The organism is Klebsiella sp. HN106 (assembly GCF_051209435.1).
GTDB lineage: Bacteria > Pseudomonadota > Gammaproteobacteria > Enterobacterales > Enterobacteriaceae > Klebsiella > Klebsiella oxytoca.
The window spans coordinates 79,080-98,243 of sequence record NZ_JBLURD010000005.1 but is presented as its reverse complement, the minus strand read 5'-3'; the positions used below and the strand labels follow the sequence as shown (position 1 = coordinate 98,243).

General features: G+C 57.2%; 19 protein-coding genes and 1 pseudogene. 11 read left to right on the top strand and 9 right to left on the bottom strand.

What is annotated here, in order from left to right; genetic code table 11:
- Window positions 1-12: 12 nt before the first annotated feature.
- The 5 genes from ACSIPU_RS14700 (at window position 13) to cysE (ending at window position 3,253) form a co-directional block, all read left to right on the top strand.
- Entirely contained in the window at window positions 13-444 is a 432-nt protein-coding gene (locus ACSIPU_RS14700) for a rhodanese-like domain-containing protein (RefSeq protein ID WP_004106853.1), read from the top strand.
- Between the two features lie 111 nt (window positions 445-555).
- Complete coding sequence (gene grxC, locus ACSIPU_RS14695) at window positions 556-807, top strand: glutaredoxin 3 (protein ID WP_004106850.1); 252 nt, start codon at window positions 556-558, stop codon at window positions 805-807.
- A 60-nt stretch (window positions 808-867) separates the two neighbouring features.
- A complete protein-coding gene (secB, locus tag ACSIPU_RS14690; protein ID WP_004106849.1) occupies window positions 868-1,335 on the top strand; it encodes a protein-export chaperone SecB in 468 nt (155 codons plus the stop codon).
- Complete coding sequence (gene gpsA, locus ACSIPU_RS14685) at window positions 1,335-2,351, top strand: NAD(P)H-dependent glycerol-3-phosphate dehydrogenase (protein ID WP_004106848.1); 1,017 nt, start codon at window positions 1,335-1,337, stop codon at window positions 2,349-2,351. The genes secB and gpsA overlap by 1 nt, the downstream gene beginning before the upstream one ends.
- Window positions 2,352-2,431: 80 nt before the next feature.
- Window positions 2,432-3,253: a serine O-acetyltransferase gene (gene cysE, locus ACSIPU_RS14680; protein ID WP_004106845.1), complete on the top strand. Its 822-nt coding sequence runs from the start codon at window positions 2,432-2,434 to the stop codon at window positions 3,251-3,253.
- 104 nt (window positions 3,254-3,357) lie between these two features.
- On the opposite strand, the gene trmL is transcribed toward cysE, so the two are convergent.
- The 5 genes and pseudogenes from trmL to ACSIPU_RS14655 all read right to left on the bottom strand — a co-directional run bounded on the left by trmL (window position 3,358) and on the right by ACSIPU_RS14655 (window position 8,317).
- On the bottom strand, window positions 3,358-3,831 hold the full coding sequence (gene trmL / locus ACSIPU_RS14675) for a tRNA (uridine(34)/cytosine(34)/5-carboxymethylaminomethyluridine(34)-2'-O)-methyltransferase TrmL (protein ID WP_004106843.1): 474 nt from the start codon (window positions 3,829-3,831) through the stop codon (window positions 3,358-3,360).
- Window positions 3,832-3,952: 121 nt separating this feature from the next.
- Window positions 3,953-5,176: an FMN-dependent L-lactate dehydrogenase LldD gene (gene lldD / locus ACSIPU_RS14670; RefSeq protein WP_049127866.1), complete on the bottom strand. Its 1,224-nt coding sequence runs from the start codon at window positions 5,174-5,176 to the stop codon at window positions 3,953-3,955.
- The gene (lldR, locus tag ACSIPU_RS14665; protein WP_004106838.1) at window positions 5,176-5,949 is read right to left on the bottom strand and encodes a transcriptional regulator LldR; all 774 of its coding nucleotides are present in this window, start codon (window positions 5,947-5,949) and stop codon (window positions 5,176-5,178) included. The genes lldD and lldR overlap by 1 nt, the downstream gene beginning before the upstream one ends.
- A pseudogene (lldP, locus tag ACSIPU_RS14660) lies at window positions 5,946-7,600 on the bottom strand (L-lactate permease). The gene lldR and the pseudogene lldP overlap by 4 nt, the downstream one beginning before the upstream one ends.
- 354 nt (window positions 7,601-7,954) lie before the next feature.
- The gene (locus tag ACSIPU_RS14655) at window positions 7,955-8,317 is read right to left on the bottom strand and encodes a YibL family ribosome-associated protein (protein ID WP_004106830.1); all 363 of its coding nucleotides are present in this window, start codon (window positions 8,315-8,317) and stop codon (window positions 7,955-7,957) included.
- Window positions 8,318-8,592: 275 nt separating this feature from the next.
- On the opposite strand from ACSIPU_RS14655, the gene ACSIPU_RS14650 reads away from it, so the two are divergent.
- The gene (locus ACSIPU_RS14650; RefSeq protein ID WP_004106828.1) at window positions 8,593-8,817 is read left to right on the top strand and encodes a hypothetical protein; all 225 of its coding nucleotides are present in this window, start codon (window positions 8,593-8,595) and stop codon (window positions 8,815-8,817) included.
- Here ACSIPU_RS14650 and mtlR read toward each other — a convergent pair.
- The 3 genes from mtlR to mtlA form a co-directional block, all read right to left on the bottom strand.
- The gene (gene mtlR, locus ACSIPU_RS14645; RefSeq protein ID WP_024274809.1) at window positions 8,806-9,402 is read right to left on the bottom strand and encodes a mannitol operon repressor MtlR; all 597 of its coding nucleotides are present in this window, start codon (window positions 9,400-9,402) and stop codon (window positions 8,806-8,808) included. The genes ACSIPU_RS14650 and mtlR overlap by 12 nt on opposite strands.
- Window positions 9,399-10,547 (bottom strand): mannitol-1-phosphate 5-dehydrogenase, encoded by a 1,149-nt coding sequence (gene mtlD, locus ACSIPU_RS14640; protein WP_024274808.1) that lies wholly within the window; start codon window positions 10,545-10,547, stop codon window positions 9,399-9,401. Before mtlD ends, mtlR begins: the two co-directional genes overlap by 4 nt.
- A 123-nt stretch (window positions 10,548-10,670) precedes the next feature.
- Complete coding sequence (mtlA, locus tag ACSIPU_RS14635; RefSeq protein ID WP_004106823.1) at window positions 10,671-12,581, bottom strand: PTS mannitol transporter subunit IICBA; 1,911 nt, start codon at window positions 12,579-12,581, stop codon at window positions 10,671-10,673.
- A 535-nt stretch (window positions 12,582-13,116) separates the two neighbouring features.
- Here mtlA and ACSIPU_RS14630 point away from each other — a divergent pair.
- The 5 genes from ACSIPU_RS14630 to selB all read left to right on the top strand — a co-directional run bounded on the left by ACSIPU_RS14630 (window position 13,117) and on the right by selB (window position 18,656).
- Window positions 13,117-13,488 carry a DUF3302 domain-containing protein gene (locus ACSIPU_RS14630; protein ID WP_047720526.1) on the top strand — a complete coding sequence of 124 codons (372 nt, stop codon included), beginning with the start codon at window positions 13,117-13,119 and terminating at the stop codon, window positions 13,486-13,488.
- Between the two features lie 3 nt (window positions 13,489-13,491).
- Window positions 13,492-14,628 carry an HlyD family secretion protein gene (locus tag ACSIPU_RS14625; protein ID WP_004106821.1) on the top strand — a complete coding sequence of 379 codons (1,137 nt, stop codon included), beginning with the start codon at window positions 13,492-13,494 and terminating at the stop codon, window positions 14,626-14,628.
- A gap of 91 nt (window positions 14,629-14,719) precedes the next feature.
- Window positions 14,720-15,328: a glutathione S-transferase gene (locus ACSIPU_RS14620; protein WP_004106819.1), complete on the top strand. Its 609-nt coding sequence runs from the start codon at window positions 14,720-14,722 to the stop codon at window positions 15,326-15,328.
- 95 nt (window positions 15,329-15,423) lie between these two features.
- On the top strand, window positions 15,424-16,812 hold the full coding sequence (gene selA / locus ACSIPU_RS14615; protein ID WP_016807714.1) for an L-seryl-tRNA(Sec) selenium transferase: 1,389 nt from the start codon (window positions 15,424-15,426) through the stop codon (window positions 16,810-16,812).
- On the top strand, window positions 16,809-18,656 hold the full coding sequence (gene selB / locus ACSIPU_RS14610; RefSeq protein ID WP_064370681.1) for a selenocysteine-specific translation elongation factor: 1,848 nt from the start codon (window positions 16,809-16,811) through the stop codon (window positions 18,654-18,656). Before selA ends, selB begins: the two co-directional genes overlap by 4 nt.
- Before the next feature lie 68 nt (window positions 18,657-18,724).
- On the opposite strand, the gene ACSIPU_RS14605 is transcribed toward selB, so the two are convergent.
- Window positions 18,725-19,048, bottom strand: a complete 324-nt coding sequence (locus ACSIPU_RS14605) for a hypothetical protein (protein WP_004106814.1) — start codon at window positions 19,046-19,048, stop codon at window positions 18,725-18,727.
- Between the last annotated feature and the right edge of the window lie 116 nt (window positions 19,049-19,164).

Genomic DNA, 19,164 nt, shown 5'->3' with positions numbered 1-19,164 from the left:
TTGTAACCCCCCATGCAAGAAATTATGCAATTCATCAGCCGTCACCCCGTCCTGAGCATCGCGTGGGTCGCGCTGCTGGCGGCGGTGCTGTTCACCACCTTTAAAGGGCTGATGTCGAAAGTTAAAGTCATCACCCGCGGTGAAGCGACGCGCCTGATCAACAAAGAAGATGCCGTGGTTGTCGACCTGCGTCAGCGTGACGATTTCCGCAAAGGTCATATTGCGGGTTCTATTAACCTGCTGCCGAGCGATATCAAAGCAAATAACGTCGGCGAGTTGGAAAAGCACAAAGCACAACCCATTATAGTAGTAGACGGCTCAGGTATGCAGGCGCAAGAACCCGCCAGCGCGCTGAACAAAGCCGGTTTTGAAAAGGTCTTCGTACTGAAGGAAGGCATCGCAGGCTGGAGCGGCGAGAACCTTCCGCTGGTACGCGGTAAATAATTTACCCGCGTCTTTATGGCGTAGTGCGGTTTCCCCTGTGCCGGCGATTCGCCAGCGGGGGAACATTGCCTGCGGTGTAAAACCCTCGGGGGTAAAAACAGGAGTGAAGTCATGGCCAATATTGATATCTATACCAAAGCGACATGTCCGTTTTGCGTGCGTGCGAAAGCCCTGCTGAACAGCAAGGGCGTCACGTTCAACGAGTTGCCTATCGATGGCGATGCTGCAAAGCGTGAAGAGATGATTCAGCGCAGCGGTAGGACGACGGTTCCGCAGATTTTTATTGATGCGCAGCACATTGGCGGCTGTGACGACTTGTATGCGCTTGATTCACGTGGTGGACTCGATCCCCTCTTGCGCTAATTTTTTGCGCTCATCTCCATTGGACGGGCGTACTTAAGGACAACACGAAAGGGTTTTACTATGTCAGAACAAAACAGCACCGAAATGACTTTCCAGATTCAGCGCATCTATACCAAAGATATTTCTTTTGAAGCGCCGAACGCGCCGCAAGTTTTCCAGAAAGATTGGCAGCCGGAAGTTAAACTTGATCTGGATACAGCTTCCAGCCAGCTGGCTGAAGGCGTGTATGAAGTGGTGCTGCGTGTCACCGTAACCGCCTCGCTGGGCGAAGAAACTGCATTCCTGTGTGAAGTTCAGCAGGGCGGTATTTTCTCCATCGAAGGCATCGACGGTACCCAGATGGCGCACTGCCTCGGCGCATACTGCCCGAACATTCTGTTCCCGTACGCGCGTGAGTGCATCACCAGCCTGGTTTCTCGCGGTACCTTCCCGCAACTGAACCTTGCGCCAGTGAACTTCGATGCGCTGTTTATGAACTATCTGCAGCAGCAGGCTGGCGAAGGTGCTGAACAACATCAGGATGCCTGATGAACGCGCTTAACGCTGCAATGACTGTAATCGGTGCCGGCTCTTACGGCACCGCTCTTGCCATCACCCTGGCAAGAAATGGCCACCACGTTGTGCTGTGGGGCCATGACCCGAAACATATTGCGACGCTGCAGCACGATCGCTGCAACGCCGCATTTCTTCCTGACGTTCCTTTCCCCGACACGCTGCATCTGGAAAGCGATCTGGCGACCGCGCTGGCTGCCAGCCGCGATATTCTGGTAGTCGTGCCGAGCCACGTTTTCGGCGAAGTGCTGCGGCAGATTAAACCGCTGATGCGCTCTGACGCTCGTCTGGTCTGGGCGACAAAAGGTCTGGAAGCGGAAACCGGACGCCTGCTGCAGGACGTGGCCCGTGAAGCCCTGGGCGACGATATTCCGCTGGCGGTAATTTCCGGTCCGACCTTTGCGAAAGAGCTGGCGGCAGGCCTGCCGACGGCGATATCGCTGGCGTCGACGGATCCGCAGTTTGCTGATGATTTGCAACGCTTGCTGCACTGCGGCAAGAGCTTCCGCGTCTATATCAACCCGGATTTTATCGGCGTGCAGCTCGGCGGAGCGGTGAAAAACGTTATCGCTATCGGCGCCGGCATGTCTGACGGCATCGGCTTTGGCGCCAATGCGCGTACCGCGCTGATTACCCGCGGGCTGGTCGAAATGTCTCGCCTCGGGGAGGCCCTTGGCGCCGATCCGGAAACCTTTATGGGTATGGCGGGCTTAGGCGATCTGGTGCTCACCTGCACCGATAACCAGTCGCGTAACCGCCGCTTCGGCATGATGCTCGGCCAGGGTATGGATGTGCAAAGCGCTCAGGAGAAGATTGGCCAGGTGGTTGAAGGCTATCGCAATACCAAAGAGGTTCGCGTTCTGGCGCAGCGTTTAGGCGTCGAAATGCCAATAACCGAGGAAATTTATCAGGTATTGTATTGCGGAAAAATTGCGCGCGAGGCAGCATTGACCTTATTAGGCCGTGCACGCAAGGACGAGCGCAGCAATTAACCGTAATGGAACCTGGATCACCTGAATGACCCGGCCAGCGAAGAACTGGCCGGTCATGATTATATCGTCTGGAGTCAGCAATGCCGTGTGAAGAACTGGATATCGTCTGGAATAACATTAAAGCCGAAGCCCGGGCTTTAGCTGACTGTGAGCCGATGCTCGCCAGTTTTTACCACGCCACGCTACTCAAGCACGAAAATCTCGGCAGCGCCCTGAGCTATATGCTGGCGAACAAGCTGGCTTCTCCGATTATGCCCGCCATCGCGATCCGAGAAGTAGTGGAAGAGGCCTACGCCGCTGACCCGGAAATGATCGCCTCCGCCGCCTGTGATATTCAGGCGGTGCGAACGCGCGACCCGGCGGTGGATAAATACTCTACCCCCCTGCTTTATCTGAAAGGGTTCCACGCGCTGCAGGCCTATCGTATCGGCCACTGGCTATGGAATCAGGGGCGTCGGGCGCTGGCGATCTTCCTGCAAAATCAGGTTTCCGTATCGTTCCAGGTGGATATCCACCCGGCGGCGAAGATTGGCCGCGGGATCATGCTTGACCACGCCACCGGTATTGTCGTCGGCGAAACGGCGGTGATTGAAGACGATGTATCGATTCTGCAATCCGTGACCCTCGGCGGTACCGGTAAAACCAGCGGCGATCGTCATCCGAAAATTCGTGAAGGGGTGATGATTGGCGCCGGGGCGAAGATCCTCGGCAACATCGAAGTTGGGCGCGGAGCAAAAATCGGCGCGGGTTCGGTGGTGCTGCAGCCGGTGCCGCCGCATACCACCGCCGCAGGCGTACCGGCCCGTATTGTGGGCAAGCCAGAGAGCGATAAGCCCGCAATGGATATGGATCAGCACTTTAATGGCATACACCATACCTTCGAGTACGGTGACGGTATTTGATTGATTTCCCGGAGGCGATGCTGCGCATCTATCCGGGCTACAAAGCCGAGCGCAGTCTGGTAGCCCGGACAGGCGCTACGCGCCGCCTCCGGGAGAAAGCCAGCTCAGCTGCGCAGTACCGCGCCGGGATATCCCAGCTGGCGCCAGGCTTCATAGACCACCACCGACACCGCATTTGACAGGTTCATGCTGCGGCTGTCCGGCATCATCGGAATACGGATTTTTTGTTCTGGCGGCAGGGCATCAAGAATACTGCCCGGCAGTCCGCGAGTTTCCGGGCCAAACATCAGATAATCGCCGTCCTGATAGCTCACCGCGCTGTGCGCCGGCGTGCCTTTGGTGGTCAGGGCGAACAGGCGCTGCGGCTTTGCGCTTTCAACAAACGCGGCGTAATCGCGATGGCGCTGGACGGCGGCGAACTCGTGGTAATCCAGACCGGCGCGGCGCAGGCGCTTATCATCCCAGGCAAACCCCATAGGCTCGATAATATGCAGATTGAAGCCGGTGTTAGCGCACAGGCGGATGATATTCCCGGTATTTGGCGGGATTTCTGGTTCAAATAAGACGATGTTAAGCATGCTGCCCCCTTACATTGCGGGGGGCAGAATAGCAGATATTTGGCTAACCCTCACCCCGACCCTCTCGCGGAAAGGGAGCAAACCGACGCCGGCCTGTGAGCCGGATGGCCCGACGAGGACGTTAACCCACCTGCCGGACGGTTTCTTCAGGATTAGGGCTAACCGCCGCGTTCGCTGCTTTGATCACATCAAAGGTCCGCAGCGCATCGGCGTTTTGCACCAGGGATTCACGACTGATTTCGCCGATGGTTTTCGTCCCGGTCAGCGTCATCGCCACCTTCATCTCTTTTTCGATCAGGTTCAGCAGATTGGCGACACCCTGCTTGCCGTGCGTGGCCAGCGCATACAGATAAGCGCGGCCCAGCAGCACGCTATCGGCGCCGAGGGCAATCATGCGCACGACATCGAGGCCGTTGCGGATGCCGCTATCGGCGAGAATCGTAATGTCGCCTTTAACTGCATCGGCAATCGCGGGCAGGGCGCGGGCGGAAGAGAGCACCCCATCAAGCTGGCGGCCGCCGTGGTTAGACACCACGATGCCATCAGCGCCGAAGCGCACCGCGTCGCGGGCGTCCTCCGGATCGAGGATCCCCTTGATCACCATCGGGCCATCCCAAAATTCACGGATCCACTCAAGGTCTTTCCAGGAAATCGAGGGATCGAAGTTATTCGCCAGCCAGCCGATGTAATCCTCCAGGCCGGTCGGCTTGCCGAGGTAGGCGGAGATGTTGCCTAAATCATGTGGGCGGCCGTTTAATCCGACGTCCCATGCCCACTGCGGATGGGTCACGGCCTGCCAGTAGCGGCGCATCGCCGCGTTCGGGCCGCTCATCCCGGAGTGAGCATCGCGATAGCGTGCGCCGGGGGTCGGCATATCGACGGTAAAGACCAGCGTTGAACAACCCGCCGCCTTCGCGCGCTCCAGCGCGTTGCGCATAAAGCCGCGGTCGCGCAGAACGTACAGCTGGAACCACATCGGACGCTTAATGGTCGGGGCAACTTCTTCTATCGGGCAGACGGAAACGGTAGAGAGGGTGAAGGGTATGCCTTTCTCATCCGCTGCGCCGGCGGCCTGCACTTCACCACGGCGCGCGTACATCCCGCACAGCCCAACCGGCGCCAGCGCCGTTGGCATCGCCAGTTTCTCATTGAATAAGGTGGTTTCCAGGCTCAGGTCCGACATATTGCGCAGAATGCGCTGGCGCAGGGCCACGTCGGAGAGATCCTCAACGTTGCGGCGCAGGGTGTGCTCGGCGTAAGCGCCGCCGTCGATGTAGTGGAACAGGAACGGTGGCAGGATACGCTGTGCGGCGGCGCGGTAGTCGCTGGCGGCGGAAATAATCATCACAAGTTCTCCCTGGAATTGTCGTTATGGTCACCGGGCAGGCGGGTAATTCGCGCCTGGCGGGCCTGGTCTTCATCAAAACGTTTGATGGTGGCGTGAACGAAGCCCAGATGGGCCATCATCGCCTGTCTGGCACCTTCCGGGTCACCGGCGACAATCGCCTCCATGACCGCCAGGTGCTGTTCGGTGAGGCGAGCGAATACCGGCGGGACGAGATACATCCGCTGGCGGCTCTCCTTGACTGAGGATTGTAAGAGATCAAAAAAACCGCGCATGGTTTGCAGGAGCACCACGTTGTGCGAGGCTTCGGCGATCGCCAGGTGGAAGCGGACATCGGCCTGCGAGGCCAGGTCCGGGTCTTCACTTTGGGTGGCTTCAAAGCAGAGGCGGATTTTCTCTTTTTCGGCATCGGTTGCCCGCATTGCCGCATGCCAGGCGGTGCTGGCTTCAATAGCATGACGGGCTTCGAGGATATCAAAGCTGTAATCGGGGTCGTCGGAGAGCAGCGTCTTCAGCGGTTGAACGATGTTTTGCTCCGACCACGCTTCGTGCTGCCAGCGCACGAAGGTGCCGCCGCCGCGACGGCTGAGCAGCACCCCTTCGTTGACTAACATCGCCAGCGCTTCGCGCAGAGAATTGCGCGATACGCCGAGCTGCGTTGCCAGCTGGCGCTCGGCGGGCAATCGCATGCCCGCCTCCAGCTTTTGTTCTTCAATCAGCGCCCGCACGCGACGGGCGACGTCGTCGGCAAGGCGTTTTGGCATCACTATCACGGGATCATCCAGGTTAAGACATACGCCTGCAGCGTGGTGATGACGCCGACCATACAGGTGAAAATCAGGCTGTGTTTGACGGTAAAGCGGAACAGATCGGACTCCTTACCCACCAGGCCGACCGCCGCACAGGCGATGGCGATCGACTGCGGGGAGATCATTTTCCCGGTCACGCCGCCGGTGGTATTTGCTGCGACCAGCAGGATATCGGAGACGCCAATCTGCTGGGCCGCCGTGGCCTGCAGCGCGGCAAAAAGCGCGTTAGACGAGGTATCTGAACCGGTCAGGAATACCCCCAGCCAACCGAGGAACGGCGAGAAGAAGGTAAATGCATGGCCGGTGTGCGCCAGCGCCAGCGCCAGCGTTGAGGATAGACCGGAATAGTTGGAAATAAAGGCGAACGCCAGCACCATGCCGATGGAGTAAATCGGCAACGCCAGCTCTCTCAGCGTGCTGCCAAAGGTGGAAATCGCATCTTTTGGCTTCATGCGCAGCCAGACGATGGAAAGCAGCGCGGCGAACAGGATCGCGGTGCCGGTGGCGGAGAGCCAGTCAAATTTATAGACCGCGGCATATGGCGTGGCTTCACTAACCACCGGCGGCATGCGCGCTACCATCTTGTCGAGGAACGGCACGGAAATATTAATCACAAAATCGTACATTGCGCCGCCGGGAGCGAAGAGCGCTTTGAACGGAGGCACGCTCCACAGGGTCACGGTGGCGGTCAGAAACAGGAACGGTGTCCAGGCGCGAATCACCTGTCCCGGCGTGTAGTGCGTGCGCGCCAGGTTCATATCGACCTGCGATGCGCCCATATCGCCGAAGCGAAAGATGCGTACCGGCTGCCAGCGTTTGAGGAACAGCGTCAGACAGACCAGCGATACCAGCGAAGAGATAATGTCCGGCAGCTCCGGGCCGAGGAAGTTTGAGCTGAGGTACTGAGCGATAGCAAAGGAGCCGCCGGCGACCATGACCGCAGGCCAGGTCTCTTTAATGCCGCGCCAGCCGTCCATAATCGCCATGATCCAGAACAGCACGATGATGGTCAGGAACGGCAGCTGGCGGCCGACCATCTGGCCAATTTCAAAGCTGTCGAGTCCCGTAACCTGCCCGGCGACCAGAATCGGAATGCCCATCGCGCCAAACGCCACCGGCGCGGTATTAACGATCAGGCACAGGCCCGCCGCATACAGCGGGTTAAAGCCGAGTCCTACCAGCAGCGCTGCGGTGATAGCGACCGGCGCGCCAAAACCGGCGGCCCCTTCAAGGAAGGCGCCGAAGGAGAAACCGACGATCAGCATTTGCAGACGCTGGTCCGGAGTAATCGATAAGATTGATGAGCGGATAATGTCGAACTGCCCGGTTTTCACCGAAATTTTATAGACGAAGACCGCGGCGATAATAATCCACGCGATTGGCCACAGGCCGTAGAAGAAGCCGTAGATGACGGAGGCCAGCGCGTGGTCAACCGGATCTTGTAGAACAGCAGGGCGACGGAGAGCGCAATGACCACGGTCCAGGTCGCGGCGACGTACCCTTTCAGCTTGAGCTTAATCAGGGCAAAAAAGAAAAAAAGAATCGGTAGCGATGCGATAAGACTCGATAGCCAGATGTTGCCGGCCGGATCGTAATTTTGTTGCCAGAGGTTCATGCAGGTCTCCATCGGGCCGCCATGATGCCGTGCTGAGTCTTGTGCTCTTAGCAGGTCACATCATTTGTAAAATTGGCCCAGCCAAATTGCGATTGTAGGATTAACGACAAGGAATGGTTAATCAAATGTTATTGCTGAGCAATATGATTGTGACGGAAAATGATGGATATGTGAACCATTAGGGGGTTTAAGAAATAATTGGTAGGGCCAATTGGGGCGGTGAATAGCGTTAGAATCAGAATAGATCCCGGAGGCGATGCAGCGCATCTGCCCGGGCTACCGTCTCGCAGAGGAGAGTGAACCCGTAGCCCGGCTAAGCACAGCGCGAGCCGGGAGATTCACGGGATGAAAATATCAGAACTCGGTTTTTGAGAAGCCGGTCATCTCTTTGAGGCCCATTTCGCGTCCCAGCGCGGTCATCGGATGGACAACGACCAAACCGCGTACGCTTTTCTTAAGCTTGCCCATATCGGCCTGCTCTTTTTTGGTGATGGCGCGGCGATGCGGCATGCTCATCAGCTTTTGCGCTTCTTTGCTCAGCTTCTGGCCCTGAACCTCACGCAGGCGGACGAGCTCCGTCTCAATGGTGGTTTTCTCTTTTTCCAGTTCGGCGTACTTGTCAGCAGCTTCGACCAGTGACAGCTCGGCCTGCTGGTGGCGGATAGCATCAAGACGATCGCTCAGGCGCTTAATTTCGTTTTTTTCGACTTCTTTCATGGTGGTTTAATCTATTAAGAAAGGGGCATTATCAGACTATAGTATGTGCTGTCGCTTGGGTTGTGGGTAGTTATTTATCAAAACGACGCCATTTTTTTACCCTTAACAGGCGTAACGGCACAATATAACTTATTGAAAATTATTCCTGTTTCAAGGCAGAGTTGGCGAATACTCATTTCTGTGAAGCCTGTCGGCTGTTAAGCACGTTTTCCTCATCTGAAACGCTATTTTTGGCTAATCCTTAATAGGATCATTCCCCAGCAGAGGAGAGCGTGATGGCGAAAATAGGCGACGGCGTACCGCGTATTATTGATAAAGCCGTAGATTTTATGGCTTCAAGTCAGGCTTTTATGGAATATCTAAAAAAATCTCCGCGTTTGCAGCATATACCGCCGGATATTCCGGCTGATAAAGAAGCGCTGTTTCTGCGACGTCTTGAGTATTATCGTCAGCTTTATCGGCCGACGTGCGACCAGCAAGAGTCAGAATCAGAGCGTTGATTTTTGAAAGGCTTTTTTTAAGCTGATTTTAGAAATCAGCTCGGTCAGAGAAAGCATCATTGTTGAACGTACGACCTGCTGGTAGCGCAGCTTTTGCATTGCCAGCAGCTCCGCATCGCTATCATCGAATTGCGGCGTGGGCGGCAGGGCGGCGACGCAGTGCAGCTCGCCAAACGGTCCGAGGATCTCATCGTCGGTAAAACTGTACTCATTACCATCGTGATTCAACTCTTCGCGCATGGCCATCAGCAGTTCGGCATCTTCATATTCGGCGCGGCTAATCACCCCAAGGCCGTAGATCAGCTTCAGGCGTACGGAAAGGTCGCCCAGCGGCCCGTCGCCGTCCAGCAACGGCTCCACTGCGTATTTCACCGCGTAGTCGTCTTTACGGAATACCTGAAGCACCAGGATATTGACCGCTTCCGTCAGCAGTTCAACGGCGGCGATCAGGAAGCTTCGTACGGTTTTGCCAGCATTCAGACGTTCAAGCACACGGTTTTCAAATGCCTGTGTTTCTTCCATTATTGCCTGCATATCTGACATAAGTAATGGGCGCGGTTCTGACCGCGCCAGGTCTTGCCTCATTTGGTCGCGTTGTAGTCGTTAACGGCTTCCGCCACCACTTCACTTGCCGCGTCCAGACCAGAAATCTGCGCCAGCGCGGCCTGTGGGCCTTTCTCGGCAATCAGCGCCGCCAGCTCCTGCGCCTGCGGATCGTCTTCGCTGCGGAAGTGCATCGCCGCGGCGATCCCTTTCAGCAGATTCCGGTGCGGCAGGCCGTATTCCAGCGTACCAAGCAGCGGCTTAATTAAACGGTCGCCCGCGCTCAGTTTACGCAGCGGCTGGCGGCCAACGCGCTCAACGTCATCTTTCAAATACGGGTTCTCAAAGCGACCGAGAATTTTCTGGATGTAAGCAGCGTGCTTCTGCGCGTCAAAGGCATAGCGTTTGATCAGCACCGCGCCGCTCTCTTCCATGGCCCCTTTAACCACAGCGCGAATCTTCTCATCAAGAATCGCGTCACGGATGGTCTGATGACCCGCCAGTTTTCCGAGGTAGGCGGTTATAGCATGTCCGGTGTTTAAGGTGAATAGCTTACGTTCGACAAATGCCATCAGGTTATCGGTTAATTCCATACCGGGGATGTTCGGCAGTTCGCCTTTGAACTGGGTCTTGTCGACAATCCACTCGCTGAAGGTTTCCACGGTGACTTCCAGCGGATCGTGAGTAGCGGAAGCCGATGGCGGAACGATGCGGTCAACGGCGGAATCAACGAAGCCGACGTTGGCTTCAACCCAGGCTTTATCTTCTTCGGCCAGGGCGTTAAAGACATGTCCCTTCAACTGGGTGGTACCGCGGACCATGTTCTCGCAGGCGATGATGTTGAGCGGGGCAGTAACCCCCTGCGCCTTACGTTTGACCAGGCCTTTGGCAATCGCCGGGGCGATGCGTTCCAGCACGACCGGGCCGACGGCGGTGGTCACCAGATCCACGCTGGCAATCAGCTCGACAACTTCGTCGCCGATGCTGCTGACGGCGTCAACGCCGGAAACGGTATCGACCTGCTCATTCTCGCCGACCACGTGAACCTGATAGCTATGACGGGCATTCAGGGCATCAAGCACGACCTGATTTACATCCGCGAACGTCAGCTGTATCCCCGCGTCCGCCAGCAGTTTGCCGATAAAACCACGACCGATATTACCTGCGCCAAAATGTAATGCTTTCATAGTATTAACCTTCAATTAATGTTTTTACCTGAGAGGGTTCGGGTGAGGCTTTTCCCTCACCCGAACCCTCTCCCCACGTATGAGGAGAGGCGGGCGTTGCCCGGCGCACTGCCGGGCTACAGGCTACGCTTTCAGCAGCGTCAGAACTTCTTCAACGCTGGTGGTTTTCGCCAGACGCTCAATCACCGACTCATCGTCCAGCGCGTTGGTCAGGCTGGTAATCACCTGGATATGCTCGTTATTACGGGCGGCGATACCGATAACCAGGCGAGCCACCTCATCCTCTTCTTCACCAAAGCGCACGCCTTCCGGGTACTGGCAGAAGACGATGCCGGTTTTCAGAACGCGGTCTTTGGCTTCAATGGTGCCGTGCGGTACCGCGATGGACTCACCCAGATAGGTGGAGGTCAGCTTTTCACGATCCAGCATCGCCTGGACGTATTCCGGTTCAACGTAGCCGCCTTTCACCAACTGTTCGCCGGCAAACAGAATCGCTTCTTCTTTCGTCGCCGCTTTACGGCCGAGGAAGATGTTCTCCGCGCCGAGTTTGAACAGGTTGGTGTCAGACGCGTCGAAGCTGTCTTTCAGGCTATCGCGAACTTTCTCTTCGTTATCCGTGTGGCGCTGCGCCGCAACCAGACGTTCGGTCAGGCTGGTGTACAGGCCGCTGTCGAGGAAGTTAGTCAACGAAATATGCTGCGCCTGCGGCACCTGGCGCATCGCACGCTCGGTCAGGTCGCGGTGGGTGATGACCAGGTCAACATCCGGCGGCAGGTTGTTGATCGCACAGTTGGTGACGGAGATATTACTCAGTCCGGCATCGTGCACTTTTTTACGCAGCACGCCTGCGCCCATTGCGCTGGAGCCCATACCGGCATCGCAGGCAACGATGATTTTACGCACGTGGCTCAGGTCGTTAGCCACGTCTCCCGCGGCCAGCGGAGTGGCGCCGCCTTTGGACTGCGCTTTCATATCCTGCATACGGCGGGTTGCGGCCTCAATATCATCTTCTTCTTTAACTTTGCTGGTTTTCAGCAGCACGGCTGAAACCACGAAGGAGACGGCCATGGCGGCAACAATCGCGGCGATGTTAGCGAAGTAGGCGCCTTTCGGCGTCATTGCCAGCACGGCGAGGATGGAGCCCGGAGAGGCCGGAGAAACCAGACCGCCGTTGAGAAGGGTCAGGGTAAACACGCCGGTCATACCGCCGAGGATAACCGCCAGAATCAGGCGCGGGTTCATCAGTACGTACGGGAAGTAAATTTCGTGAATACCGCCGAGGAAGTGGATAATTGCCGCACCGCCCGCAGACTGTTTCGCGCTACCGCGACCAAAGAACATGTACGCCAGCAGGACGCCCATCCCCGGACCCGGGTTGGCTTCAATCAGGAAGAAAATAGATTTGCCGAGATCGTGAGACTGCTGGATGCCCAGCGGCGAGAAGATACCGTGGTTGATGGCGTTATTGAGGAACAGGATTTTTGCCGGTTCAACAAAGATAGACGCCAGCGGCAGCATGTCGTGCGCCACCATGAAGTTAACGCCCGCAGCCAGGATTTTCGACAGAACTTCAACCGCCGGGCCAATGCCGAGGAACGCCAGGATAGCGAGGATCATACCGATGATGCCTGCGGAGAAGTTATTCACCAGCATCTCAAAACCGGACTTGATCTTACCGTCTACCCACACGTCGAATTTTTTAATAGCCCAGCCGCCCAGTGGACCGGCGATCATGGAGCCGAGGAACATCGGCATATCCGCGCCGACGATAACGCCCATGGTGGTAATCGCGCCGACTACGCCGCCGCGCTCGCCGCCAACCAGCTTACCGCCGGTATAACCGATCAGCAGCGGCAGCAGATAGGTGATCATCGGACCGACCAGCTTCGCCAGCGTTTCGTTCGGTAACCATCCTGTCGGAATGAATAGTGCGGTGATAATACCCCACGCGATAAACGCGCCGATATTTGGCATCACCATATTGCTGAGGAAACGACCAAAGCTTTGCACTTTGATCTTGATATCGGATGACATAAAACACCCCTTCTTCTGTTTTTGCTATCGGCAGGCTGAAAGCCCGAGGCTTGTTGTTAATAAGGCGGCAGAGGTAGCCGGGCCCTGAGTGATAGTGCGAAATTTGGCACTGAATCGTTAAGCTGTCCAGTCGATGGACTTTTATGTGACTTGTATCACATGAATATAGGGCGGCGAGGGTCTTTTGTAGTGATCTTAGTCACAAAATTGGTGTGTAAAAAAACAACAGACCCGGTTTTAAGGGGGGATAATGCATTTTTATGTGATTAAAATCACAAATTTACTTTGACGTTTTGTTATTTATTTGTGATGTATATCACAAAATATTTTCACCTGGATTTTCCCTGATGTGATCTCGCGCAGGTTATACCGCGTTCCGCTTGCTGATGCGTCATTCAGCAACGCGAGGGCTTAAAGAACATTTTAGTCGTCAATGGCGAAAATGAAACGGGTGAATTATGCTCAATTTGTCCGCCCTTTTTTTGTCGGGCCCGGCATACATCCTGGAAATAATTAGCGTAAATCCGAGGAAATTATGTTTCTCAATTATTTTGCGCTCGGCGTTCTGATCTTTGTATTTCTGGTGATTTTTTATGGAATCATCATTCTCCATGATATTCCTTATCTGATCGCGAAGAAACGTAACCACCCGCATGCCGATGCCATTCATGTTGCGGGTTGGGTGAGTCTTTTTACTCTGCACGTTATCTGGCCGTTTTTATGGATCTGGGCCACGCTTTATCGGCCTGAACGCGGCTGGGGGATGCAGCACTCGCGGGATGAGATGTCGCCGGAGGCGACGGAAAGCGAGGATGAACTTAGCGAACTGCGGCAACGGGTTATTGCGCTTGAAAAGCAGATAACGGGTATTCAGCCATCTACCCAATCCCCTACGGTGGAGAAATAACTCATGGATCTGCTGATTATTTTAACCTACGTGGCGATAGCCTGGTCGATATTTAAAATATTTAAGATCCCGGTAAATAAATGGACGGTTCCCACCGCGGCGCTGGGCGGCGTATTAATTGTTAGCGCGCTTATTTTATTAATGAACTACAACCATCCTTATACCTTCACTGCGCAGAAGGCGGTGATTTCTATTCCGATTACCCCGCAGGTTACCGGAGTGGTCAGCAGCGTTACGGATAAAGCCAATCAACGAGTTAAAAAGGGAGAGGTGCTGTTTACCATCGACCCGACACGTTATCAGGCACGGGTCGACAGACTCCAGGCCGATCTTGTGACCGCGCTGCACAGTATCAATACCCTTAAAGCCCAGCTTTCTGAGGCTCAGGCCAACACCACGCGCGTTTCGGCGGAGCGCGACCGTCTGTATAAGGATTATCAGCGCTACCTGAAAGGAAGCCAGGCGCGGGTTAATCCGTTTTCGGAAAGCGATATCGATAATGCCCGGCAAAACTACCTCGCCCAGGATGCGATGGTGAAAGGATCGGTGGCGGAGCAGGCGCAAATTCAGAGTCAGCTCGACAGCATGGTTAACGGCGAGCAGTCTCAGATAGTGAGCCTCCGCGCGCAGCTGGCGGAGGCGAAATATAATCTTGACCAGACCACCGTGCGCGCGCCCAGCGACGGTTATATTACCCAGGTCCTGATTCGTCCCGGTACCTATGCCGCCTCGCTGCCTCTGCGGCCGGTGATGGTCTTTATTCCGCAACAGAAACGCCTCATCGTGGCGCAGTTCCGGCAAAATTCGCTGCTCAGGCTGGAGCAGGGCGACGATGCCGAAGCGGTGTTCAACGCGCTGCCGGGACAGGTCTTTCGCGGCAAGCTGGTGAGTATCCTGCCGGTCGTGCCGGGCGGAACATACCAGGCGCAGGGCACGCTGCAGGCACTGACGGTGACGCCGGGTACCGATGGCGTGCTGGCGACCATTGAGCTGGAGCCCAACGCTGCCGTCGACGCTCTGCCTGACGGGATCTATGCCCAGGTGGCGGTTTACTCCGATCATTTCACCCACGTTTCGGTGATGCGTAAAGTGCTACTGCGCATGACCAGCTGGATGCACTATCTCTATCTGGACCATTAGCGGGGTCAGTCTGGCATGGGGTGATTTCTCTCTCTGCTATTTGCCTGCGCCTGCGCCATACTTATTACTTTGTTGGCGAAAGGAGCAGGCAATGAAACTGATCGGCAGCTACACCAGTCCCTTTGTGCGCAAAATTTCCGTCATACTGCTGGAAAAAGCGATCCCCTTTGAGTTCGTCAACGAATTCCCTTACCACGAGACTAACGGCGTGGCGCAGTATAATCCGCTGGGAAAAGTGCCCGCGCTGGTCACCGATGACGGCGACTGCTGGTACGATTCTCCCATTATTGCTCAATACCTGGAGCTGCTCGGCATCGCCCCGGCTATGCTGCCTGCGGAACCGAAAGCCGCGCTGAAACTGCGTCAAATTGAGGCGCTGGCAGATGGGGTGATGGAGGCCGCGCAAACTCTGGTACGGGAGAAAGCGTGGCCAGCGGCGCAGCAGTCGGAAAGCGAACTGCTGCGCCAGCGCGAAAAGGTCGCGCGCGGTCTCGATGCGCTGGAAGGCTATGCGAGTGACGGAACGTTGCGCCCTGATGAGGTTAATCTGGCGACCATCTCCGCAGCCTGCGCCATCGCTTATCTCAATTTCCGCCGCGTCGCGCCAGGCTGGTGCGCCACCCGACCGAAGCTGGTCCGTCTGGTGGATTCCCTCTTTCAGCGCGCCAGCTTTGCGCGCACCGAACCGCCGGTGAGTTGACCCAGGCAGGTAACAGTTTTCTCGTGAAGGGATTACAATTGCTGCTCATTTGTTGACTCCCTCTCCCGTCGGGAGGGGGGAAAATAGGCTCATTCATGACTACCGAGATTCGTGCGCTTTATACCCGGCTTCCGGCCATCGACCGTTTACTCCGCGATCCCGCATTCTCGCCGCTGCTGATGCAATATGGTCACTCCCAGACGGTGGCGCTGCTGCGCCAGATGCTGGACGAGGCGCGGGAAAATATCCGTCAGAACCAGGCGCTGCCGGGCTGGTGCGATGACTGGCTGCAGGAAACGACGAGGCGGCTGGCGCTGACGCAGCAGAGCGCGCTGCGTCCGGTTTTTAACCTGACCGGTACCGTGTTGCACACCAATCTTGGCCGGGCGATTCAGGCGGAAGCGGCGGTTGAGGCGGTTGCCCGGGCGATGCGCGCGCCGGTGACGCTGGAATACGATCTTGATGATGCCGGACGCGGCCACCGCGACCGAGCGCTCGCCGACCTCCTGTGCCGTATCACCGGTGCGGAAGACGCCTGTATCGTCAATAACAACGCGGCGGCGGTATTGCTGATGCTGGCGGCGATCGCCGGCGGCAGCGAGGTGGTGGTGTCGCGCGGTGAGCTGGTGGAGATCGGCGGCGCGTTCCGTATTCCTGACGTGATGCGCCAGGCGGGCTGCGTTCTGCATGAAGTCGGTACCACTAACCGCACCCACGCGAAAGATTATCGTCAGGCGGTGAACGACAATACCGGCCTGCTGATGAAGGTGCATACCAGCAACTACAGCATTGAGGGCTTCACGAAAGCGGTCGATGAAGCGGAGCTGGCCGAGCTGGGGCGCGAGTTGAATATCCCGGTGGTGGCCGATCTCGGTAGCGGTTCGCTGGTAGATTTAAGCCAGTACGGCCTTCCGAAAGAGCCGATGCCGCAGGAGATGATTGCCGCAGGCGTCAGCCTGGTGAGCTTCTCAGGCGATAAACTGCTGGGGGGCCCGCAGGCGGGAATCATCGTCGGCAAAAAATCGCTAATCGCCCGTTTGCAGAGCCATCCGCTCAAGCGCGCCCTGCGGGCGGATAAAATGACCCTCGCGGCCCTGGAAGCCACGCTGCGCCTCTATCTGCACCCGGAAAAGTTGGCCGCAGAGCTGCCGACTCTACGCCTGCTGACTCGTCAGGCGGATGATATTCGTCAGCAGGCCGAACGTATACGAACGGCTCTGGTCGCGCATTATGCTGATTTTGACCTGCGGGTTGAGCCATGCCTGTCGCAGATCGGCAGCGGCTCGCTGCCGGTGGACCGCTTGCCCAGCGCGGCGTTGACGTTGACTCCGCGCGATGGTCGCGGCAGCCAGCTGGAGGCCCTGGCGGCACGCTGGCGTCTGCTGTCCGTGCCGGTTATTGGCAGGATCTATGATGGCCGCCTGTGGCTGGACCTGCGCTGTCTTGAGGATGAAACCCGGTTTATGGAGATGTTACTGAGATGATTATTGCCACCGCCGGACACGTTGATCACGGCAAAACCACGTTGCTGCAGGCGATAACCGGCATCAACGCCGATCGCCTGCCGGAAGAGAAAGCGCGCGGGATGACAATCGATCTGGGCTACGCCTACTGGCCGCAGCCCGACGGGCGGGTACTGGGGTTTATCGACGTACCCGGTCACGAAAAGTTTTTGTCCAACATGCTGGCCGGTGTCGGCGGTATCGATCACGCGCTGCTGGTGGTGGCCTGCGATGATGGGGTGATGGCGCAGACGCGCGAACATCTGGCGATCCTCCAGCTTACCGGGCAGCCGACGTTAACCGTCGCGCTGACCAAAGCTGACCGCGTAGAAGCAACTCGGATCGAGGAGGTAAAGGCGGAAATCGATGCGGCGCTGGCGGAGTTCGGCTTTACCGGCGCGACCCTGTTTACCGTCGCGGCGACGGAAGGGCGGGGCATTGACGAGCTGCGCGAGCATCTCCTGCGCCTTGCCGCGCGCGCGCATCCGCAGCGTCAGCGTTTTCGCCTGGCGATCGACCGGGCATTTACCGTCAAAGGCGCGGGGCTGGTGGTTACCGGGACGGCGCTATCCGGCGAGGTCAACGTTGGCGAGACGCTGTGGCTGACCGGCGTGGATAAACCGATGCGCGTGCGCGGTCTGCACGCGCAAAATCAGCCGGTTGAGCAGGCCCGGGCCGGCCAGCGTATTGCCCTGAATATTGTCGGCGATGCGCAAAAAGAGGACCTCAATCGCGGCGACTGGCTGCTCTCGGTACAGCCCCCGGAAGCCTGTGACCGGGTCATTGTCGAGCTCCAGTGCCACACGCCGCTTAGCCAGTGGCAGCCGCTGCATATCCACCACGCCGCCAGCCATATTACCGGCCGGGTGTCGCTGCTTGAAGGCGCGCTGGCGGAGCTGGTCCTCGATACGCCGCTGCGGCTGGCGGATAATGACCGTCTGGTGCTCCGCGATATTTCCGCGCGCCTGACGCTCGCCGGTGCGCGAGTGGTGACGCTCAATCCGCCGCGCCGGGGCAAGCGTAAGCCGGAGTATTTACAGTGGCTGCACGCGCTGGCTGCTGCGCAAAGCGATGACGTCCAGGCGCTGGATATTCACCTTCAGCGCGATGCGGTGCGTCTCGATGATTTCGCCTGGGCGCGTCAGCTCAGTAGCGATGGCCTCAACGCCCTGATTAACCGCCCTGACTATCTACAGGCGGGAAAGAGCCTGTTGAGCGCCCCGCTCGCCGCGCGCTGGCAGCGCAAGCTGCTTGAAGCCCTCGCGCGCTATCACGATCAGCATCGCGATGAGCCGGGACCGGGCCGCGAACGGCTGCGGCGTATTGCGCTGCCGATGGAAGATGAAGCGCTGGTGCTGCTGCTGATTGAGCAAATGCGAGAAAGCGGTATTGTTCATAGCCACCACGGCTGGCTGCATCTGCCGGAACATAAAGCGGGCTTTACCGACGAGCAGCAGGCCATCTGGCAGCGGGTCGCCGGGCTGTTTGCCGATGAGCCCTGGTGGGTTCGCGATCTGGCGCGGGAAGCCTGCGTGGAAGAGTCGTTAATGCGTGCGGTGCTTCGCCAGGCGGCGCAGCAGGGGATGATTACCGCGATCGTCAAAGATCGCTACTATCGCAACGATCGGATCGTGGAGTTTGCCAAAATGATCCGTGAACTGGATCTGGAAAGGGGTTCAACATGCGCGGCGGATTTCCGCGATACGCTGAACGTCGGGCGCAAGTTGGCGATTCAGATCCTCGAGTATTTTGACCGCATCGGTTTTACTCGCCGTCGCGGTAACGACCATATTCTGCGGGATAAAGCATTGTTCATAAAAGAATAAACAGAAGTTGCCGGAGGCGCCTGGCCGGGCTATCAGGTCCGGTCTGATGGCCCGGCCAGCGGGTTGCATTAACCCCGATCGGTGGAAGAGATGCGCAGAGTCAGCGGGCGAAACTGGCCGTAAATCCATAATCCGAGCCAGGCCAGGCTGCCGACGATGCCGGTCAACACCAGCGCCAGGATGAAGCAGAAGATCGGGCTGATAATAATCGCGCTGAAGCCATGGACAGTTTCTCCGTTCCAGCGCAGCGTCAGTAAATTGACGCCAACCGCCGCGAGAATGCCGTTTAAAAGGCCGAGCGGCACTAATGAGCAGGTCAGGCCGATAAGCAGGATTTTATAAATACTGCTCGCGCTCATTTTTTTTAAAGAAACGGTAATGAATTCATCCATAAATCAAAAGATCCTGTTCTAAAACACCGGGAGACATGACGTCGCTTGCGCCATCAGACGCCCGCTAGCAGCGGGGGGCGGGAGAAAGTATGTGGCCTGGGAGCGAGGGGGGTCAA

Excerpts from the sequence above, each read along its gene's own strand:
- ACSIPU_RS14700 (WP_004106853.1), top strand. The coding sequence starts at position 13 with ATGCAAGAAATTATGCAATTCATCAGCCGTCACCCCGTCCTGAGCATC.
- grxC (WP_004106850.1), top strand. The coding sequence starts at position 556 with ATGGCCAATATTGATATCTATACCAAAGCGACATGTCCGTTTTGCGTG.
- secB (WP_004106849.1), top strand. The coding sequence starts at position 868 with ATGTCAGAACAAAACAGCACCGAAATGACTTTCCAGATTCAGCGCATC.
- gpsA (WP_004106848.1), top strand. The coding sequence starts at position 1,335 with ATGAACGCGCTTAACGCTGCAATGACTGTAATCGGTGCCGGCTCTTAC.
- cysE (WP_004106845.1), top strand. The coding sequence starts at position 2,432 with ATGCCGTGTGAAGAACTGGATATCGTCTGGAATAACATTAAAGCCGAA.
- trmL (WP_004106843.1), bottom strand. The coding sequence starts at position 3,831 with ATGCTTAACATCGTCTTATTTGAACCAGAAATCCCGCCAAATACCGGG.
- lldD (WP_049127866.1), bottom strand. The coding sequence starts at position 5,176 with ATGATTATTTCCGCCGCCAGCGACTACCGCGCCGCCGCACAGCGTATC.
- ACSIPU_RS14655 (WP_004106830.1), bottom strand. The coding sequence starts at position 8,317 with ATGAAAGAAGTCGAAAAAAACGAAATTAAGCGCCTGAGCGATCGTCTT.
- ACSIPU_RS14650 (WP_004106828.1), top strand. The coding sequence starts at position 8,593 with ATGGCGAAAATAGGCGACGGCGTACCGCGTATTATTGATAAAGCCGTA.
- mtlR (WP_024274809.1), bottom strand. The coding sequence starts at position 9,402 with ATGAGGCAAGACCTGGCGCGGTCAGAACCGCGCCCATTACTTATGTCA.
- mtlD (WP_024274808.1), bottom strand. The coding sequence starts at position 10,547 with ATGAAAGCATTACATTTTGGCGCAGGTAATATCGGTCGTGGTTTTATC.
- mtlA (WP_004106823.1), bottom strand. The coding sequence starts at position 12,581 with ATGTCATCCGATATCAAGATCAAAGTGCAAAGCTTTGGTCGTTTCCTC.
- ACSIPU_RS14630 (WP_047720526.1), top strand. The coding sequence starts at position 13,117 with ATGTTTCTCAATTATTTTGCGCTCGGCGTTCTGATCTTTGTATTTCTG.
- ACSIPU_RS14625 (WP_004106821.1), top strand. The coding sequence starts at position 13,492 with ATGGATCTGCTGATTATTTTAACCTACGTGGCGATAGCCTGGTCGATA.
- ACSIPU_RS14620 (WP_004106819.1), top strand. The coding sequence starts at position 14,720 with ATGAAACTGATCGGCAGCTACACCAGTCCCTTTGTGCGCAAAATTTCC.
- selA (WP_016807714.1), top strand. The coding sequence starts at position 15,424 with ATGACTACCGAGATTCGTGCGCTTTATACCCGGCTTCCGGCCATCGAC.
- selB (WP_064370681.1), top strand. The coding sequence starts at position 16,809 with ATGATTATTGCCACCGCCGGACACGTTGATCACGGCAAAACCACGTTG.
- ACSIPU_RS14605 (WP_004106814.1), bottom strand. The coding sequence starts at position 19,048 with ATGGATGAATTCATTACCGTTTCTTTAAAAAAAATGAGCGCGAGCAGT.